This is a genomic window from Pseudomonas palmensis (assembly GCF_049942755.1).
Lineage (GTDB): Bacteria > Pseudomonadota > Gammaproteobacteria > Pseudomonadales > Pseudomonadaceae > Aquipseudomonas > Aquipseudomonas palmensis.
The window spans coordinates 3,765,509-3,781,383 of sequence record NZ_CP187958.1 but is presented as its reverse complement, the minus strand read 5'-3'; the positions used below and the strand labels follow the sequence as shown (position 1 = coordinate 3,781,383).

General features: G+C 64.6%; 12 protein-coding genes. 4 read left to right on the top strand and 8 right to left on the bottom strand.

Features of this window, described 5'->3' with window-relative positions; translation table 11 throughout:
• Positions 1 to 7: 7 nt before the first annotated feature.
• The 4 genes from pheA to mtnA all read right to left on the bottom strand — a co-directional run bounded on the left by pheA (position 8) and on the right by mtnA (position 6,260).
• On the bottom strand, positions 8 to 1,102 hold the full coding sequence (pheA, locus tag ACPRTJ_RS17490; protein WP_043862677.1) for a prephenate dehydratase: 1,095 nt from the start codon (positions 1,100 to 1,102) through the stop codon (positions 8 to 10).
• Positions 1,102 to 2,187 (bottom strand): 3-phosphoserine/phosphohydroxythreonine transaminase, encoded by a 1,086-nt coding sequence (gene serC / locus ACPRTJ_RS17485; RefSeq protein ID WP_415377563.1) that lies wholly within the window; start codon positions 2,185 to 2,187, stop codon positions 1,102 to 1,104. The genes pheA and serC overlap by 1 nt, the downstream gene beginning before the upstream one ends.
• A gap of 99 nt (positions 2,188 to 2,286) precedes the next feature.
• On the bottom strand, positions 2,287 to 4,926 hold the full coding sequence (gyrA, locus tag ACPRTJ_RS17480; protein ID WP_043862676.1) for a DNA gyrase subunit A: 2,640 nt from the start codon (positions 4,924 to 4,926) through the stop codon (positions 2,287 to 2,289).
• A gap of 257 nt (positions 4,927 to 5,183) precedes the next feature.
• Positions 5,184 to 6,260 carry an S-methyl-5-thioribose-1-phosphate isomerase gene (mtnA, locus tag ACPRTJ_RS17475; protein WP_210014290.1) on the bottom strand — a complete coding sequence of 359 codons (1,077 nt, stop codon included), beginning with the start codon at positions 6,258 to 6,260 and terminating at the stop codon, positions 5,184 to 5,186.
• 109 nt (positions 6,261 to 6,369) lie between these two features.
• On the opposite strand from mtnA, the gene ACPRTJ_RS17470 reads away from it, so the two are divergent.
• The 4 genes from ACPRTJ_RS17470 (at position 6,370) to ACPRTJ_RS17455 (ending at position 9,989) form a co-directional block, all read left to right on the top strand.
• A complete protein-coding gene (locus tag ACPRTJ_RS17470) occupies positions 6,370 to 7,701 on the top strand; it encodes a TRZ/ATZ family hydrolase (RefSeq protein WP_426427145.1) in 1,332 nt (443 codons plus the stop codon).
• Between the two features lie 61 nt (positions 7,702 to 7,762).
• Positions 7,763 to 8,461, top strand: coding sequence for a bifunctional 2-polyprenyl-6-hydroxyphenol methylase/3-demethylubiquinol 3-O-methyltransferase UbiG (gene ubiG / locus ACPRTJ_RS17465; protein WP_043862673.1), 699 nt, complete (start codon positions 7,763 to 7,765; stop codon positions 8,459 to 8,461).
• Between the two features lie 2 nt (positions 8,462 to 8,463).
• Complete coding sequence (gene mupP / locus ACPRTJ_RS17460; RefSeq protein WP_426427144.1) at positions 8,464 to 9,135, top strand: N-acetylmuramic acid 6-phosphate phosphatase MupP; 672 nt, start codon at positions 8,464 to 8,466, stop codon at positions 9,133 to 9,135.
• 113 nt (positions 9,136 to 9,248) lie between these two features.
• The gene (locus ACPRTJ_RS17455; RefSeq protein WP_054915860.1) at positions 9,249 to 9,989 is read left to right on the top strand and encodes a YciK family oxidoreductase; all 741 of its coding nucleotides are present in this window, start codon (positions 9,249 to 9,251) and stop codon (positions 9,987 to 9,989) included.
• Between the two features lie 3 nt (positions 9,990 to 9,992).
• Here the strand turns inward: ACPRTJ_RS17455 and ACPRTJ_RS17450 are convergent, their stop codons facing one another.
• The 4 genes from ACPRTJ_RS17450 to ACPRTJ_RS17435 form a co-directional block, all read right to left on the bottom strand.
• Complete coding sequence (locus ACPRTJ_RS17450; protein WP_123752888.1) at positions 9,993 to 10,796, bottom strand: TenA family transcriptional regulator; 804 nt, start codon at positions 10,794 to 10,796, stop codon at positions 9,993 to 9,995.
• Positions 10,797 to 10,834: 38 nt separating this feature from the next.
• Entirely contained in the window at positions 10,835 to 13,294 is a 2,460-nt protein-coding gene (locus ACPRTJ_RS17445) for an EAL domain-containing protein (RefSeq protein ID WP_043862670.1), read from the bottom strand.
• 122 nt (positions 13,295 to 13,416) lie between these two features.
• Positions 13,417 to 15,249, bottom strand: a complete 1,833-nt coding sequence (locus tag ACPRTJ_RS17440; RefSeq protein WP_426427143.1) for an ABC transporter ATP-binding protein — start codon at positions 15,247 to 15,249, stop codon at positions 13,417 to 13,419.
• Positions 15,242 to 15,874, bottom strand: a complete 633-nt coding sequence (locus ACPRTJ_RS17435) for a DsbA family protein (protein WP_043862668.1) — start codon at positions 15,872 to 15,874, stop codon at positions 15,242 to 15,244. The genes ACPRTJ_RS17440 and ACPRTJ_RS17435 overlap by 8 nt, the downstream gene beginning before the upstream one ends.
• Position 15,875: the final 1 nt, after the last annotated feature.

Sequence of the window (15,875 nt, the reverse complement as noted above, 5' to 3'; positions counted from 1 at the left end):
GCATACCTCAGAGCACCGCCTTCGGATACGAGCCCAGTACCTTCAGGGCCACCGCCTCCTGGCTGATCTGCTCCAGCACCGCCTTGATCAACGGGTCACGATGGTGGCCGACGAAGTCGATGAAGAACACGTAGGTCCACTTGCCGCTGCGCGACGGACGGGTCTCGATGCGGGTCAGGTCGATGCCGTTCTCGTGGAACGGTACCAGCAGTTCGTGCAGCGCACCCGGCTTGTTGCTCATCGAAACGATGATCGAGGTCTTGTCATCACCGGTCGGTGGCACTTCCTGGTTGCCGATCATCAGGAAGCGCGTGGCATTGTCCGGACGGTCTTCGATTTTCTCCGCCAGGCGTGTCAGACCGTACAGGCCGGCCGCCATGTCACCGGCGATCGCCGCCGAATTCCACTCGCCCTTGACCCGCTTGGCAGCTTCGGCATTGCTCGATACCGCCACCCGCTCGACGTTCGGATAATGAGCATCCAGCCACTTGCGGCACTGGGCCAGCGACTGGGCGTGGGAGTAGATACGGCTGATGCTGTCGGTCTTGGTATTCTCGCCCACCAGCAGGTGGTGGTGAATGCGCAGCTCGACTTCGCCGCAGATCACCATGTCGTGCTCGAGGAAGCTGTCCAGGGTGTGGTTGACCGCACCTTCGGTGGAGTTTTCCACAGGCACCACGCCGAAATTGACCGCGCCGGCGACCACTTCGCGGAATACCTCGTCGATGGCCGCCATCGGCTTGCTGATCACGGCATGGCCGAAGTGCTTCATGGCTGCGGCCTGGGTAAAGGTGCCCTCAGGCCCCAGGTAGGCGACCTTGAGCGGTTGCTCCAGCGCCAGGCACGACGACATGATTTCACGGAACAGCCGGGCCATTTCCTCGTTGCCCAGCGGGCCCTTGTTGCGCTCCATCACGCGCTTGAGCACCTGCGCCTCGCGCTCGGGCCGGTAGAACACCGGCACCTCGCCTTCTGCCAGGGTCGCAGTCTTGACCCGGGCGACTTCCTGGGCGCAGCGCGCACGGTCGCTGATCAACTCGAGGATCTTCTCGTCGAGGCTGTCGATGCGCACGCGCAGGGCCTTGAGTTCCTGTTCGGACATCAGGCGTGTTCCTTCTCGAATTCACCCATGTAGGCCACCAGTGCCTCCACGGCATCCAGGCCCAGGGCGTTGTAGATCGAGGCACGCATGCCGCCCACCGAACGGTGACCCTTGAGGTTGAGCAGGCCACGCTCGTCGGCGCCCGCCAGGAACGCCTTGTCCAGGCGCTCGTCGGCCAGGCGGAACGGCACGTTCATCCAGGAACGGGCATTGCTGCTGATCGGGTTGGTATAGAAGTCGCTCTTGTCGATGAAGCCGTACAGGCGGTCCTTCTTGGCGCGGTTGCGCTGCTCCATGGCAGCGACACCGCCCTGCTCCTTGAGCCACTCGAACACCAGGCCCGAGAGGTACCAGGAATAGGTTGCCGGGGTGTTGTACATCGAGCCGTTGTCGGCCGCGACCTTGTAGTCGAGCATGGTCGGGCAGCTGCTGCGGGCACGGCCCAGCAGGTCTTCACGCACGATCACCACCACCAGGCCGCTGGGGCCGATGTTCTTCTGCGCACCGGCGTAGATCAGACCGAACTGCGACACGTCGACCGGACGCGAGAGGATGTCCGAGGACATGTCCACCACCAGCGGCACGTCACCGGTCTGCGGCACCCAGTCGAACTCCAGACCACCGATGGTCTCGTTCGAGGCGTAATGCAGGTAGGCGGCGTCCTTGGTCAGGCTCCACTCGTTCTGACCCGGGATGGCCAGGTAATCGTAAGGCTTGGCGCTGGCGGCGACATTGATGTTGCCGTAGCGACGCGCTTCCTCGATCGCCTTTTTCGACCAGATGCCGGTCTCGATGTAGTCGGCCGTACCGCCCTCGGGCAGCAGGTTCAACGGGATCTCGGCAAACTGCTGGCTGGCGCCGCCCTGCAGGAACAGCACCTTGTAGTTGGAGGGAATGGACATCAGGTCGCGCAGGTCCTGCTCGGCCTTCTCGGCAATGGCCACGTAGTCGTCGCTACGGTGGCTCATCTCCATGACCGACAGGCCTTTGCCGCGCCAGTTCAGCATTTCTGCCTGGGCACGCTGCAGCACAGCTTCAGGAAGCGCAGCAGGGCCTGCGCAGAAGTTAAAGGCTCGTTTGCTCACATCCACTCTCGCTCTGCTCTTGATGTCTGTGGGAGCAGACACCGCAGTGGCGGGCCTGCCCGCCCCCACAGCCGCTCCCATAGGTTGCGCTACTACAATTTATTCCTGCGGCGTCTCTTCGTCAGCTGCAGCGTCCAGTGACGACCCTTCGCCGGCGTCCACGTCAGCCTCGGCATCCGCTACGAAGTCTTCGTCGTCTTCCTCGTCGGACGGCTCCTGCACTCGCTCCAGACCCACCAGGGTCTCGTCGCTGGCCAGCTTGATGAGCGTCACGCCCTGGGTATTGCGGCCCAGGCTGGAGACTTCGCCGACACGGGTACGCACCAGGGTGCCCTGGTCGGAAATCAGCATGATCTCCTCGCCTTCCTGCACCTGTACCGCACCGACCAGACGGCCGTTGCGATCGTTGCTGACCATGGCGATGACGCCCTGGCCACCACGCTTGTACTCGGGGAACTCGGCGATGGCGGTACGCTTGCCGAAACCACGCTCGGAAGCGGTGAGGATCTGGCTGCCTTCTTCGGGGATGATCATCGAAATCAGCTTCTGCCCCTCGGCCAGGCGCATGCCGCGCACACCGCGGGCGGTACGCCCCATGGCACGCACGTCGGACTCCTTGAAGCGGGTGACCTTGCCGGCATCGGAGAACAGCATGACCTCGCGCTCACCATCGGTGATGGAGGCGGAAATCAGGATGTCGCCTTCGTCCAGCTCCAGCGCGATCAGGCCGACACTGCGCTGACGACTGAACTGCTCCAGCGGGGTCTTCTTCACGGTGCCGTTGGCGGTGGCCATGAAGATGAAGTGGCCTTCGGTGTATTCCTCCACCGGCAGCATGGTGGTGATGACCTCGCCCTCGCCCAGCGGCAGCAGGTTCACCAGCGGACGGCCACGTGCGGCACGCGACGCCTCGGGGATTTCGTAGGTCTTGAGCCAGTACACCTTGCCCTTGCTGGAGAACAGCAGCAGCGTGGTGTGGCTGTTGGCGACCAGCAGGTGGGAGATGTAGTCCTCGTCCTTGACGCCGGTGGCCGACTTGCCCTTGCCGCCACGGCGCTGGGCCTGGTAGGCCGCCAGCGGCTGGGTCTTGGCGTAGCCGCCGTGGGAGATGGTCACCACGCGGTCTTCTTCCGGGATCATGTCACCCAGGGTCAGGTCCAGGCGTGCATCGAGAATCTCGGTGCGGCGCACGTCGCCATACTCGGCGCGGATCAGCTCCAGCTCTTCGCGGATCACTTCCATCAAGCGCTCGGCGTTGTTCAGGATGCGAATCAGCTCGCCGATCTGCTTGAGAATCTCCTGGTACTCGGCCAGCAGCTTCTCGTGCTCCAGGCCGGTCAGGCGGTGCAGGCGCAGGTCCAGAATGGCCTGGGCCTGTTCGGGCGAAAGGTAGTACTTGCCATCACGCAGGCCGTACTGCTCGTCGAGGGTTTCCGGGCGGCAGGAATCGGCGCCGGCGCGCTCGACCATCACCTGCACGGCACTGGACTCCCACGGCGTGCCGATCAGCGCTTCCTTGGCCTCGGACGGCGTCGGCGAAGCCTTGATCAGGGCGATGACCGGGTCGATGTTGGACAGTGCGACCGCCTGGCCCTCGAGGATATGACCGCGTTCACGGGCCTTGCGCAGCTCGAACACGGTACGGCGGGTGACCACCTCGCGGCGGTGACGCACGAACGCCTCGAGCAGGTCCTTGAGGTTCAGCACCCGCGGACGGCCGTCGATCAGCGCCACGATGTTGATGCCGAACACGGCCTGCAGCTGGGTCTGGGCATAGAGGTTGTTGAGGATCACCTCCGGCACTTCGCCACGGCGCAGCTCGATGACGATGCGCATGCCGTCCTTGTCGGACTCGTCGCGCAGCTCGGTGATGCCCTCGAGTTTCTTTTCCTTGACCAGCTCGGCGATCTTCTCGATCAGCCGCGCCTTGTTCAGCTGGTACGGCAGCTCGGTGATCACGATCTGCTGGCGGCCACCGACCTTGTCGATGTCCTCGACCGTCGAGCGGGCACGCATGTAGATGCGCCCGCGACCGGTGCGGTAGGCCTCGATGATGCCCTGGCGACCGTTGATGATCGCGGCAGTCGGGAAGTCCGGCCCCGGGATGAACTGCATCAGCTCATCGACCGTGATGTCGGCGTTGTCGATCAGCGCCAGGCAACCGTCGATGACTTCACCGAGGTTGTGCGGCGGAATGTTGGTCGCCATGCCCACGGCGATACCGCTGGAGCCGTTGACCAGCAGGTTCGGGATCTTGGTCGGCATGACCGCCGGAATCTGCTCGGTGCCGTCGTAGTTGGGCACCCAGTCGACGGTTTCCTTGTGCAGGTCTGCCAGCAGCTCGTGCGCCAGCTTGGTCATGCGCACTTCGGTGTATCGCATGGCCGCGGCATTGTCGCCGTCCACCGAACCGAAGTTGCCCTGGCCGTCCACTAGCAGGTAGCGCAGCGAGAACGGCTGGGCCATACGGACGATGGTGTCGTAGACCGCGGTATCACCGTGGGGGTGATACTTACCGATCACGTCACCGACCACACGGGCGGATTTCTTGTACGGTTTGTTCCAGTCGTTACCCAGTTCACTCATCGCAAACAGAACGCGGCGATGCACGGGCTTCAAGCCATCACGCGCATCGGGCAGTGCACGCCCGACAATGACGCTCATCGCGTAGTCGAGGTAGGACTGTCTCAGTTCGTCTTCGATATTGACCGGTAGGATTTCTTTGGCCAGTTCGCCCATGAGAAGCCTGATTCCTTTTTCTGGTGAAACCTCGTCACATCCATATGGGACGAACGAAGCTCGCCGCTGCAAGCATATGACCGGCAGCGACTTACGACAAATCAACGAGTTATGCCATGGATCTGCGCAGTAAAGACCGCCTCGGGAGGCGGTCTTGGAAACCGTCGGATGTTACCACAGTCCCGATAGGCTTGGGAGTATGGCAAACCGCCGCCCGATCTGAGGCCGGCTTGCCGGCAAAGGGCGCGGCGCGGACCTCAATGCAACCGCTTGCGGCACATCAACTGCGCCATTTTGGCCGTGTCCGGACGCTCGACGATGCCCTTTTCGGTCACGATCACGTCGATCAGGTCTGCCGGCGTCACATCGAACACCGGGTTGAAGGCCTCTACCCCGGCCCCGACCCGTTCGCCGCCCACCTCCAGCAGCTCGCTGGCATCCCGCTCCTCGAGCATCACCTCCTCGCCACTGGCCAGATTGAGGTCGATGCTCGAACTGGGCGCCACCACCATGAAGCGAACCCCATGGTGCATGGCATTGACCGCCAGCTGGTAGGTGCCGATCTTGCTGACCACGTCGCCATTGGCAGTGATGCGGTCGGCGCCGACGATCACCCAGGTGATGCCCTTGGTCTTCATCAGGTGCGCGGCGGCGGAATCGACGCCGATGGTCACCGGCACCCCTTCGCCGGCAAGCTCCCAGGCGGTCAGCCGCGACCCTTGCAGCCAGGGCCGGGTCTCGGCCACATACACCCGCTCCACCATGCCTTCCAGGTACGCGGCGCGAATCACCCCCAGCGCAGTGCCGAACCCGCCCGTGGCCAGCGCGCCGGCATTGCAGTGGGTGAGGATGGCCTGCTCGCTGCCCTGGTGCCTGCGAATCAGCTCGGCGCCCAGTTGGGCCATGGTCAGGTTGGCTTCACGGTCGCTTTCGTGGATGGCCTCGGCTTCGGCCAGCATGATCGCCAGCACGTCATCCCCGGCCTTGATCCGCAACAGCCGCTCGCGCATGCGGTTCAGTGCCCAGAACAGGTTGACGGCTGTGGGACGGGCTTCGCCCAGCAGCTCGAAGTCCTCTTCCAGAGCCATTTCCCAGTCATCGCCATCCGCCAGGCGCTGGCGCAGCGCCAGCACCAGGCCATAGGCCGCACTGATGCCGATGGCCGGGGCGCCGCGCACCACCATGGTGCGGATGGCCTCGGCCACCCCGACGGCGTCGTTATACGCCAGCCAGCGCTGCTCGAACGGCAGCGCACGCTGGTCGAGCAGATACAGGGCACCATCCCGCCAATCGATGGCCGTCACCTTCTCCGCAGCCAACAGTCGATCGCGCATGCCTCACCCCGTCATTCGGACATCAAAAGCGCACGATTATAACGAGCCCCAGCCGCGGACGCTCGGGTATACTTCGCCCCCACCTTCCGCGATACCGGGATTTTCGCACATGCCCAAGCCTGCCCCTCCCCTCGACCTGTTGCTCCTGCCCTCGTGGCTGGTGCCCGTCGAACCGGCCGGGGTGGTACTCAAGGGCCACGGCATCGGTATCCGCGACGGCCTGATCGCCTTCATCGGCCCGCGCGAAGACGCCTTGCGCCTGCAGGCCACCGAGGTGCGCGAGCTGCCCGGCTGCCTGCTCGCCCCCGGCCTGATCAACACCCACGGCCACGCCGCGATGACGCTGTTTCGCGGCCTGGCCGACGACCTGCCGCTGATGACCTGGCTGCAGGAGCACATCTGGCCCGCCGAAGCCCGCTGGGTCGATGAAGCCTTCGTGCGTGACGGCACCAACCTGGCCATTGCCGAACAGCTCAAGGGTGGCATCACCTGCTTCTCGGACATGTACTTCTTCCCCAAGATCGCCAGCGAATGCGTGCACGACAGCGGCATGCGCGCGCAGATCGCAGTGCCGTTGCTGGACTTCCCGATTCCCGGCGCCCGCACCTTCGACGAAGGCCTGCACCTGGGCGTGGAGCTGTTCGGCGACCTGCGCCACCATCCGCGCATCACCGTGGCCCTGGGCCCGCACGCACCGTACACGGTCAGCGACGCCAACCTGGAAAAGGTCCGGGTGATCGCCGAAGAGCTGGACGCGCCGGTGCACATGCACCTGCACGAGACCGCCTTCGAGGTGCAGCAGTCCATCGACCAGTGCGGCGAGCGGCCATTGGCGCGCCTGGCACGCATCGGCCTGTTGGGCCCGCGCCTGCAGGCCGTGCACATGACCCAGGTCAGCGACGACGACCTGGCCCTGCTGGTAGAAAGCAACACCAGCGTGGTGCACTGCCCTGAATCCAACCTCAAGCTGGCCAGCGGCTTCTGCCCGGTGGAACGCCTGTGGCAGGCTGGCGTCAACGTAGCCATCGGCACCGATGGCGCCGCCAGCAACAACGACCTCGACCTGCTGGGCGAAACCCGTACCTCGGCCCTGCTGGCCAAGGCCGTGTCAGGTTCGGCCAGCGCCCTGGATGCCCATCGCGCATTGCGCATGGCAACCCTCAACGGCGCCCGCGCGCTGGGCCTGGAGGCCGTAACCGGCTCGCTGGAGCTGGGCAAGGCTGCCGACCTGGTGGCATTCGACCTGTCGGGCCTGGCCCAGCAGCCGATCTACGACCCGGTCTCGCAACTGGTGTATGCCAGCGGGCGGGACTGCGCAAGACATGTCTGGGTGGCCGGCCGGCAACTGCTCGATGAGCGCCGCCTCACCCGGCTCGACGAACAGGCCCTGCATGCCAGCGCCTGTGGCTGGGGCCAGCGTATCGGCGGCCAGCACGAATAACCCGTCGGCAGCCACGGCTGCCGACCTGTAGCGAATTATCAAAGTTTCTGAGGACCGTTCCATGAGCAACGTCGACCACGCCGAAATCGCCAAATTCGAAGCCCTGGCCCACCGCTGGTGGGACCGCGAGAGCGAATTCAAGCCACTGCACGACATCAATCCGCTACGGGTCAACTGGGTCGACGAGCGGGTCAAGCTGGCCGGCAAGAAAGTGCTCGACGTCGGTTGCGGCGGCGGCATTCTCAGCGAGGCCATGGCCCTGCGGGGTGCCACCGTCACCGGCATCGACATGGGTGAAGCGCCGCTGGCCGTCGCCCGCCTGCACCAGCTGGAGTCCGGCGTCGAGGTGGAATACCGGCAGATCACCGCCGAAGCCCTGGCCGAGGAAATGCCCGAGCAGTTCGACGTGGTCACCTGCCTGGAGATGCTCGAGCACGTACCCGACCCCTCCTCGGTGATCCGCGCCTGCTACCGCATGGTCAAGCCCGGCGGCCAGGTATTCTTCTCCACCATCAACCGCAACCCCAAGGCCTACCTGTTCGCCATCATCGGTGCGGAATACATCATGAAGCTGCTGCCGCGCGGCACCCATGACTTCAAGAAATTCATCCGACCGTCCGAACTGGGCGCCTGGAGCCGCGAAGCGGGCCTGAGCGTCAAGGACATCATCGGCCTGACCTACAACCCGCTGACCAAGCACTACAAACTGGCCAGCGACGTCGACGTCAACTACATGATCCAGACCCTGCGCGAGGAATGAGCATGCGTTTGCGAGCAGTACTTTTCGACATGGACGGCACCCTGCTCGACACGGCGCCGGATTTCATCGCCATCTGCCAGGCCATGCTGGCCGACCGCAGCCTGCCGGCAATCGACGACGAACGGATTCGCGAGGTGATTTCCGGTGGCGCCCGAGCCATGGTCGCCGCCGCGTTCGCGATGAGCCCCGAAGCCCCCGAGTTCGAGGCGCTGCGCCTGGAATTCCTCGAGCGCTACCAGAAGGATTGCGCGGTGCACAGCAAGCTGTTCGACGGCATGGCCGAGCTGCTGGCCGACATCGAAAAAGGCAACCTGCTGTGGGGCGTGGTCACCAACAAGCCGGTATGCTTCGCCGAGCCGATCATGCAGCAGCTGGGCCTGGCCGAGCGTTCGTCGCTGCTGATCTGTCCGGATCACGTGAAGAACAGCAAGCCCGACCCCGAGCCGCTGATCCTGGCCTGCAAGACCCTGAACCTGGACCCGGCCAGCGTGCTGTTCGTGGGTGACGACCTGCGCGACATCGAGTCGGGCCGCGACGCCGGTACCCGCACCGCAGCGGTGCGCTACGGCTATATTCATCCAGAGGACAACCCCAACAACTGGGGCGCGGACGTGGTGGTCGATCATCCGCTGGACCTGCGCAAGGTGCTCGACAGCGCCCTGTGCGGCTGCTGATCGCCGACACCCGCCAAAAGCTTCGCCGGCACGGCCGGCTCCTGCAACACCGCATCGATTTGTAGGAGCCGGCCGTGCCGGCGAATGCCTCACCACGATCTCGAGGGAATCCCATGTTCGACTACACCGCCCGCCCCGGCCTACTCAACGGCCGGGTCATCCTGGTCACCGGCGCCGGTCGCGGCATCGGCGCCGCTGCTGCCAAGGCCTACGCCGCCCATGGCGCCACGGTACTGCTGCTGGGCAAGACCGAAGCCAACCTCAACGAGGTGCACGACCAGATCACCGCAGCCGGCCATCCGGCACCGGTGGTCGTGCCCTTCAACCTCGAAACCGCCCTGCCCCATCAGTACGATGAGCTGGCAGTGATGGTGGAAAACGAATTCGGTCGTCTCGACGGGCTGCTGCACAACGCCTCCATCATCGGCCCGCGTACCCCGCTGGAGCAGTTGTCGGGCGAGAACTTCATGCGCGTCATGCACATCAACGTCAACGCCATGTTCATGCTCACCAGCACCCTGCTGCCGCTACTCAAGCTGTCTGAGGATGCCTCGGTGGTGTTCACCTCCAGCAGCGTCGGGCGCAAGGGCCGGGCCTACTGGGGTGCCTATGGCGTATCGAAATTCGCCACCGAAGGCCTGATGCAGACCCTCGCCGACGAGCTGGAGAACGTTGCCCCCGTGCGCGCCAACAGCGTCAACCCGGGCGCCACACGCACCAGCATGCGCGCCCAGGCCTACCCTGCCGAGGCACCGGAGAACAACCCGCTGCCCGAGCAGATCATGCCGGTCTACCTCTACCTGATGGGCCCGGACAGCAAGGGCATCAACGGCCAGGCGCTCAACGCACAGTAGCCCTCAGGCGCCGACCAGGGCCGAGCGCGACCGGGCAGTGGAGCCCGGCTCGGCCTGTGGGGACTGCTCCAGCTGCAGACAGCGCTCCAGAAACAGGTACATGTAGTCGTAGCTCTTGCAGATCGCACGACGCAGCTGGGTCTGCAGCGCCTGTGGTGGGTTGTTGCCCGCCAGCGTGCAGATGATCTCCAACGCCTCCCAAGGGTGCTCGTCGTCATACTGCGCGTGCATCCTCAGCCATTTCATGGCGCGCTTGCGCCCGCTTTCGGGAAAGCCGTTGGCGTAGGTATCCGTCGAACACACCAGCGCCGACCATTCCCCCACCGCGCCTTCGATCGCATAGTTGGTCGCGGCCATGGCCACGATCAGCGAATCGGCCGCACAGGTATGCCAGCACCAGTCACTCAGCGCCTGCAACTCGGTCGGCACGTTCTGCTCGTTCAGATCGTCCAGGCTGACCCCGTGCGCCTGGGCCCAGTGCACCCAGTAGTCGGCATGGTTGAGCTCGACACGGATATTGCGCATCAGCCAGCGACGCGCCATGTCTTCCCCCGGGTGGCGGGCAAAACTGGTCTTGGCCAGGTTCTGCGCCATGTACACCGAAAACTGTTCGACTACCGGCCAGCCGCCGATCAGATACTGGCGCAGGGTGCGCTGGCTCAGCTTGCCGTCGCGCAGGCGGTGATAGATTTCATGCTCTACCACCCGCTGCTTGCTCGCACTGCAATCCTCGATCAGTTTCTGAGCCCAGCGTGGGTAACTTTGCGCGTCCATCAATGGACCCACTCGCTCAAATGCATCAATCACTGTCATATCCCTACATCCTTGTGATTTGAAGTGAACGCTCAGCGAAACGTCCCCGGCGTCCTGAACAGCAAGGGTCGCGAACGGATACGCCGGCGTTGCAAGCTTTCACAGGTGAACACCTGCGGCCGCTCGATCAGGTAGCCCTGGGCGTAATCGACACCAATTTCATGCAGCGCCTGTTCGATCAGGGGCGTCTCGACAAACTCGGCAATGGTGCGCTTGCCCATGACGTGGCCAATATGGTTGATCACTTCGACCATAGCCCGGTTAATCGGATCGTCAAGCATGTCCTTGACGAAACTCCCGTCGATTTTCAGGAAGTCCACGGGCAGGTGTTTGAGGTAGGCAAACGACGACATCCCGGCGCAGAAGTCGTCCAGCGAAAAGTGGCAACCCAGCCCTTTCAATTCGTTGATGAAACGGATGGCGCTGCCCAGGTTGGCAATCGCACTGGTTTCGGTGATCTCGAAACAGATCATTTCAGGCGGTATGGCGTACTCGACGAACTGGCGCTGCAGATAATCCAGAAACTTGTCATCGCCGATGCTGCTGCCCGACAGGTTGATGGCGCACATTGCCAATGGTCCCTTTCGCCCCTCGTCCAGCGCCTGGCGAATCACCTTGAACACTCTGTTCACCACCCAGCGATCCAGGGCCGTCATGAGCCCATAGCGTTCGGCGGCCGGGATGAAGCTGTCGGGCAGGATGATGCGCCCGCTCTCATCATGCAGGCGCAGCAGTATTTCCAGATGACCGGCATCCGACTCACCGGCCGCCAGTGGTGCGATTTCCTGGGCATACAGGCAGAAGCGGTCTTCCTCCAGGGCGATGTGCAGGCGCTGGATCCAGGCCATCTCGCCAAAGCGCATGGACAGCTCGGTGTCGTCGGGGTGGTACACCTGCACCCGGTTGCGCCCCTTCTCCTTGGCCATGTAGCACGCCATGTCGGCCGCACGCAGCGAGGCCTCCAGCGTATGGGGTGCCAGTTGCAGGTGGACCAGCCCCACGCTCACGGTGGTCATGAACGGGCGCCCCTTCCACACGAAGTGCAGGCTCTGCACGGTCTGGCGCAGATTCTCGGCAATGCGCTCGGCCTGCTCGGGCAGGCAGTTCTCGAGCAGGATACCGAACTCGTCGCCGCCCAGGCGCGCCAGGGTATCGCCCTCGCGAACGCCCGCCTGCAGCACCGCGCAAATGTGACGCAGCAATTCGTCGCCCGCCGCATGGCCACAGGTGTCGTTGACCAGCTTGAACTGATCCAGGTCCAGAAACAGCAGGGTGTGGCGCGCCGCCTGGCGGCCCAGGTCGCCCAGCGCCAGCTCCAGCCGGTATTCGAATTCGCGCCGGTTGGCCAGCCCGGTGAGGGCATCATGGGTAGCCTGCCACGACAGGTTGGCGATGTACTGGCGCTCCTGGGTCATGTCGTGCAGCACCAGCACGATGCCACTGACCTGACCGTCACTGATGATCGGCGAGCCCACCAGGGCCACCGACACCGTGCTGCCGTCCAGCCGCTGGATCAGCTTGGCGTGCTCGCTGCCGCCCTTGAGGGTACCGCTCAGAATGCGCTCGGTAAGGGACAGGCTGTCTTTTTCGGCGTTGTCGTCCAACAGGCTGAACAGCGCCGCCAGCGGCAGGCCCTGGGCCTGTCCGGCGCTCCAGTGGGTCAACTGCTCGGCGGCAGGGTTCATGTAGGCGATACAGCCCTCGACATCGGTGGTGATCACCCCATCGCCAATCGACTGCAAGGTGATCTGCGCCCGATCCTTCTCCACCTGCAGGGCACTGGCAAAGGCCTGACGCTGCGCCAGCAGCTTGTGCGTGCGCAGGCAGGCCAGCGCAATCAGAAACAGTGCCGTGGCCAGGTTGACCACCAGCAGCAGGCGCAACAGCATGCGCGATCCTTCGCCCAGGGCATCGCTGAACGCCATGGCGGCGGGGGTTACCGCCTCGTTGATCGCGGCGATCTCACCCTTCCAGGCTGCAACCCGCTGCGCAGTGACATTCCCGGTGACGATACCCTGGTGGATCCGGTTGGCCAGCGCATCCAGCTGCTGCAGGTAATCGTCTCCCACCGACCAGCGTTCGATGGCGCGTTCCATGTAGCTGACATGACGGAAATTCAGGTAGAGCCAGATGACGCTGTCGATGTCATCCGGGTGGTTGCCGCCCCTGAGAATGCCCTGGCGCGCAGCGGCCAGGTCCAGGGGCTTGGCGTCCAGCGCGGTGCGCAGCTGGTGCCCACCCTGGGGGATGGCGATGGCCTGCCGGTACTTCTGGTAGGCCGCCTCGTCGCGGCTGTCGGTATACAGGCTCAGGAAGTAGATGGCGTCCTTCTGCCCCTTGGACCACAGGCTCTCGCCCGCCACATAACCGCGCACGGCCGACAAGGCATAGAGGCTGATGCCCCCCAGCAAGGCCTGGAACAGTACGACCGCCACAAAAGGCCAGATGATGCCCAACAACCTGGGCGCTTCGAGAGTCCGTTTCTGCTTCATGAGGTCCCTTGCAGCAATGCGCAGCCCGATGAGTCTCATCCTGCACAGACACAGCCTAGGCCATTTGCCACCTGCCATCAGGCCCTTTTTCACCTGTACAACAGTTGTACAGTAGAAGGCCCTCAGCTCTGTTGCAAATGCCCATAGAGCTTGGCGTACAACCCGCCCTCGGCGATCAGCTGCTGGTGACCGCCATCCTCGGCGACATGCCCGCCGTCGAACACCAGCACGCGGTCGGCCTGCTTCACTGCCGACAGGCGGTGAGCGATGATCAGGGTGGTACGGGCGCTGAGGAAGCGGCTCAGCGCCTGGTGCAGGTTGTACTCGGTGGCCGCGTCCAGTGCCGAGGTGGCCTCATCGAGAATGACGACCTTGGGCTCGGCCAGCACCATGCGCGCTATCGCCAGACGCTGGCGCTGCCCGCCGGACAGACGCACGCCCGAACGTCCCACCACACTGTCCAGGCCCTGCGGCAGCGCGGCGATGGTGGCGTCGAGCTGGGCAATGCGCAGCGCCTGCCAGCAGGCCTCATCGGTACTCTCGCGGCCCATGGTCAGGTTGGCGCGCACGGTGTCGTTGAACAGCGACGGGTGCTGCAACACCACCGCCACCTGCTCGCGCAGGGTTTCCAGGCCGATCTCCTGCAAGGTCGAACCGCCGAAGCGGATGCTGCCGGCCTGGGCGCTGTACAGGCCCAGCAACAGCTGCACCAGGGTGCTCTTGCCGCCGCCGCTGGCGCCGACGATGGCCACCTTCTCGCCGGGTGCGATGGACAGGTTCAACTGGTCCAGCACCGGCTCCTCGCCATAGCCGAAACGCAGCCCGCGCACCTCGATGCCCACGGTGGTCTGCCCCGCGAAAGGGTCGATGCCGCCGGGATACTGCGGCTCGTCGCTGCGCGCCAGCAGCTCGTTGATCCGGCTCAGCGCACCACCTGCCGCGTAGTAGGCGTACTGCAGGTTGAGCAACTGCTCCACCGGGCCGATCATGAACCACAGGTAGCTGAACACCGCCAGCATCTGGCCGATGCTGAGGTCGGAAAACAGCACCGTGAGCATGGCCGCGGCGCGAAAGATGTCGATGCCGAACTGGAACAGCAAGCCACTGGCGCGGCTGCTGGCATCGCTCTTCCATTGCGAGGACACCGCATAGTTGCGCACCTCCTGGGCACGCATGCCCAGGCGCCCGAGAAAGTAGCCCTGGCGGTTGCCGGCACGGATTTCCTGGATCGCATCCAGGGTTTCGGTCAGTGCCTGGGTGAAGCGCGAGGTGCTGTCGTTCTCGAGTTTCTTCAGGTGCTTGACCCGCTTGCCCAACTGCACCGTGGCAAAGATCACCAGCGGGTTGAACAGCAGGATCAACAGCGCCAGCTGCCAGTGCATCCACAACAGGATCGCCGAGGTGCCGGCCAGCGTGAGCATGGCCACCAGAAAGCGGCTGAGGGTTTCACCGACGAACTTGTCCACGGTGTCCAGATCGGTGACCAGGTGCGTGGTCACCGTACCGCTGCCCAGGCTCTCGTACTCGCTCAGCGAGATGCGCTTGAGCCGCTCGATCAGGCGGATGCGCAGCCGGTAGACGATGTCCTTGGCCAGCCCGGCGAACAGCTTGGCCTGCACCACGTTGAAGGCCAGTGCCGCACAGCGCAGCGTCAGGGTGAAGACCAGCATCAGGCCGATGTAGCCGGCCGCCACCTGCCAGCTGACGGGCAGCAGGTTGTTCATCCACTTGAGCGCCGCATCGCCGTGCCCCAGCAGCACTTCGTCGACCAGCAACGGCAGCAGCAGCGGAATCGGCACACTGCACAGGGCCGCCAGCACGGCCACGCCGTTGGCAGTCCACAGGGCTTTCTTGTGGTGTTGCGCCAGGCGCCGGATCTCGGCCCAGCTCAAGCGATCGACAGGTGCCGGCGTCGGCCCGGGCACCGGGTCGGGGGAGCCAGGCAGGTCAAGCATTGACCGCATGCTCCAGCCAGCGCCCCAGCAGCGGCTGCAGCGCCCCCAGGGCCTGGTAGCCGTTGGTCAGCAGGGCCAGTTGGCCATTGCGCTCGGCGAGCAGGGTCGGGAAGCCCGCGATGCCCAGGTCCTGCACCCAGGTGAAGTCGGCGGCGGTGGCGCTGCGGGTGTCGCCGCTGCTGAAGGCCTCGGCGAAGGCGGCGCGGTCGAAACCGGCCTGCTCGGCCAGCTCCACCAGCTTGACCGGCAGGGTCACGTCTTCGCTGCGCTGGTAGAACGCCTGCTGGATCATCCCCAGCAGCGTCCAGGCCCGCTGCGGGTCGAGGCTGCGTGCAGCCACCAGCGCGCGGCAGGCAGGTTCGGTGTCGTAGACAAAGCCTTCGGGCATCGCGCCCTCGAGCTGGAACGGCTGGCCGGTGGCCTGGTTGACCGCCTGCCAGTGTTCAAGAATGTAGCGCCGGGTGGAGGCATCCAGCGCACTGCTGCCCGAGCGCAGGCCGCCGGGCACCAGGTGGGTGTCCACGCCGGCCTCGCGCGCCTGCCGTATCAGGGCCTCGGCCACGGGTGCGAAACCCCAGCACCAGGAGCACATCGGGTCCATTACATACAGCAGGCGAGCGGTCATC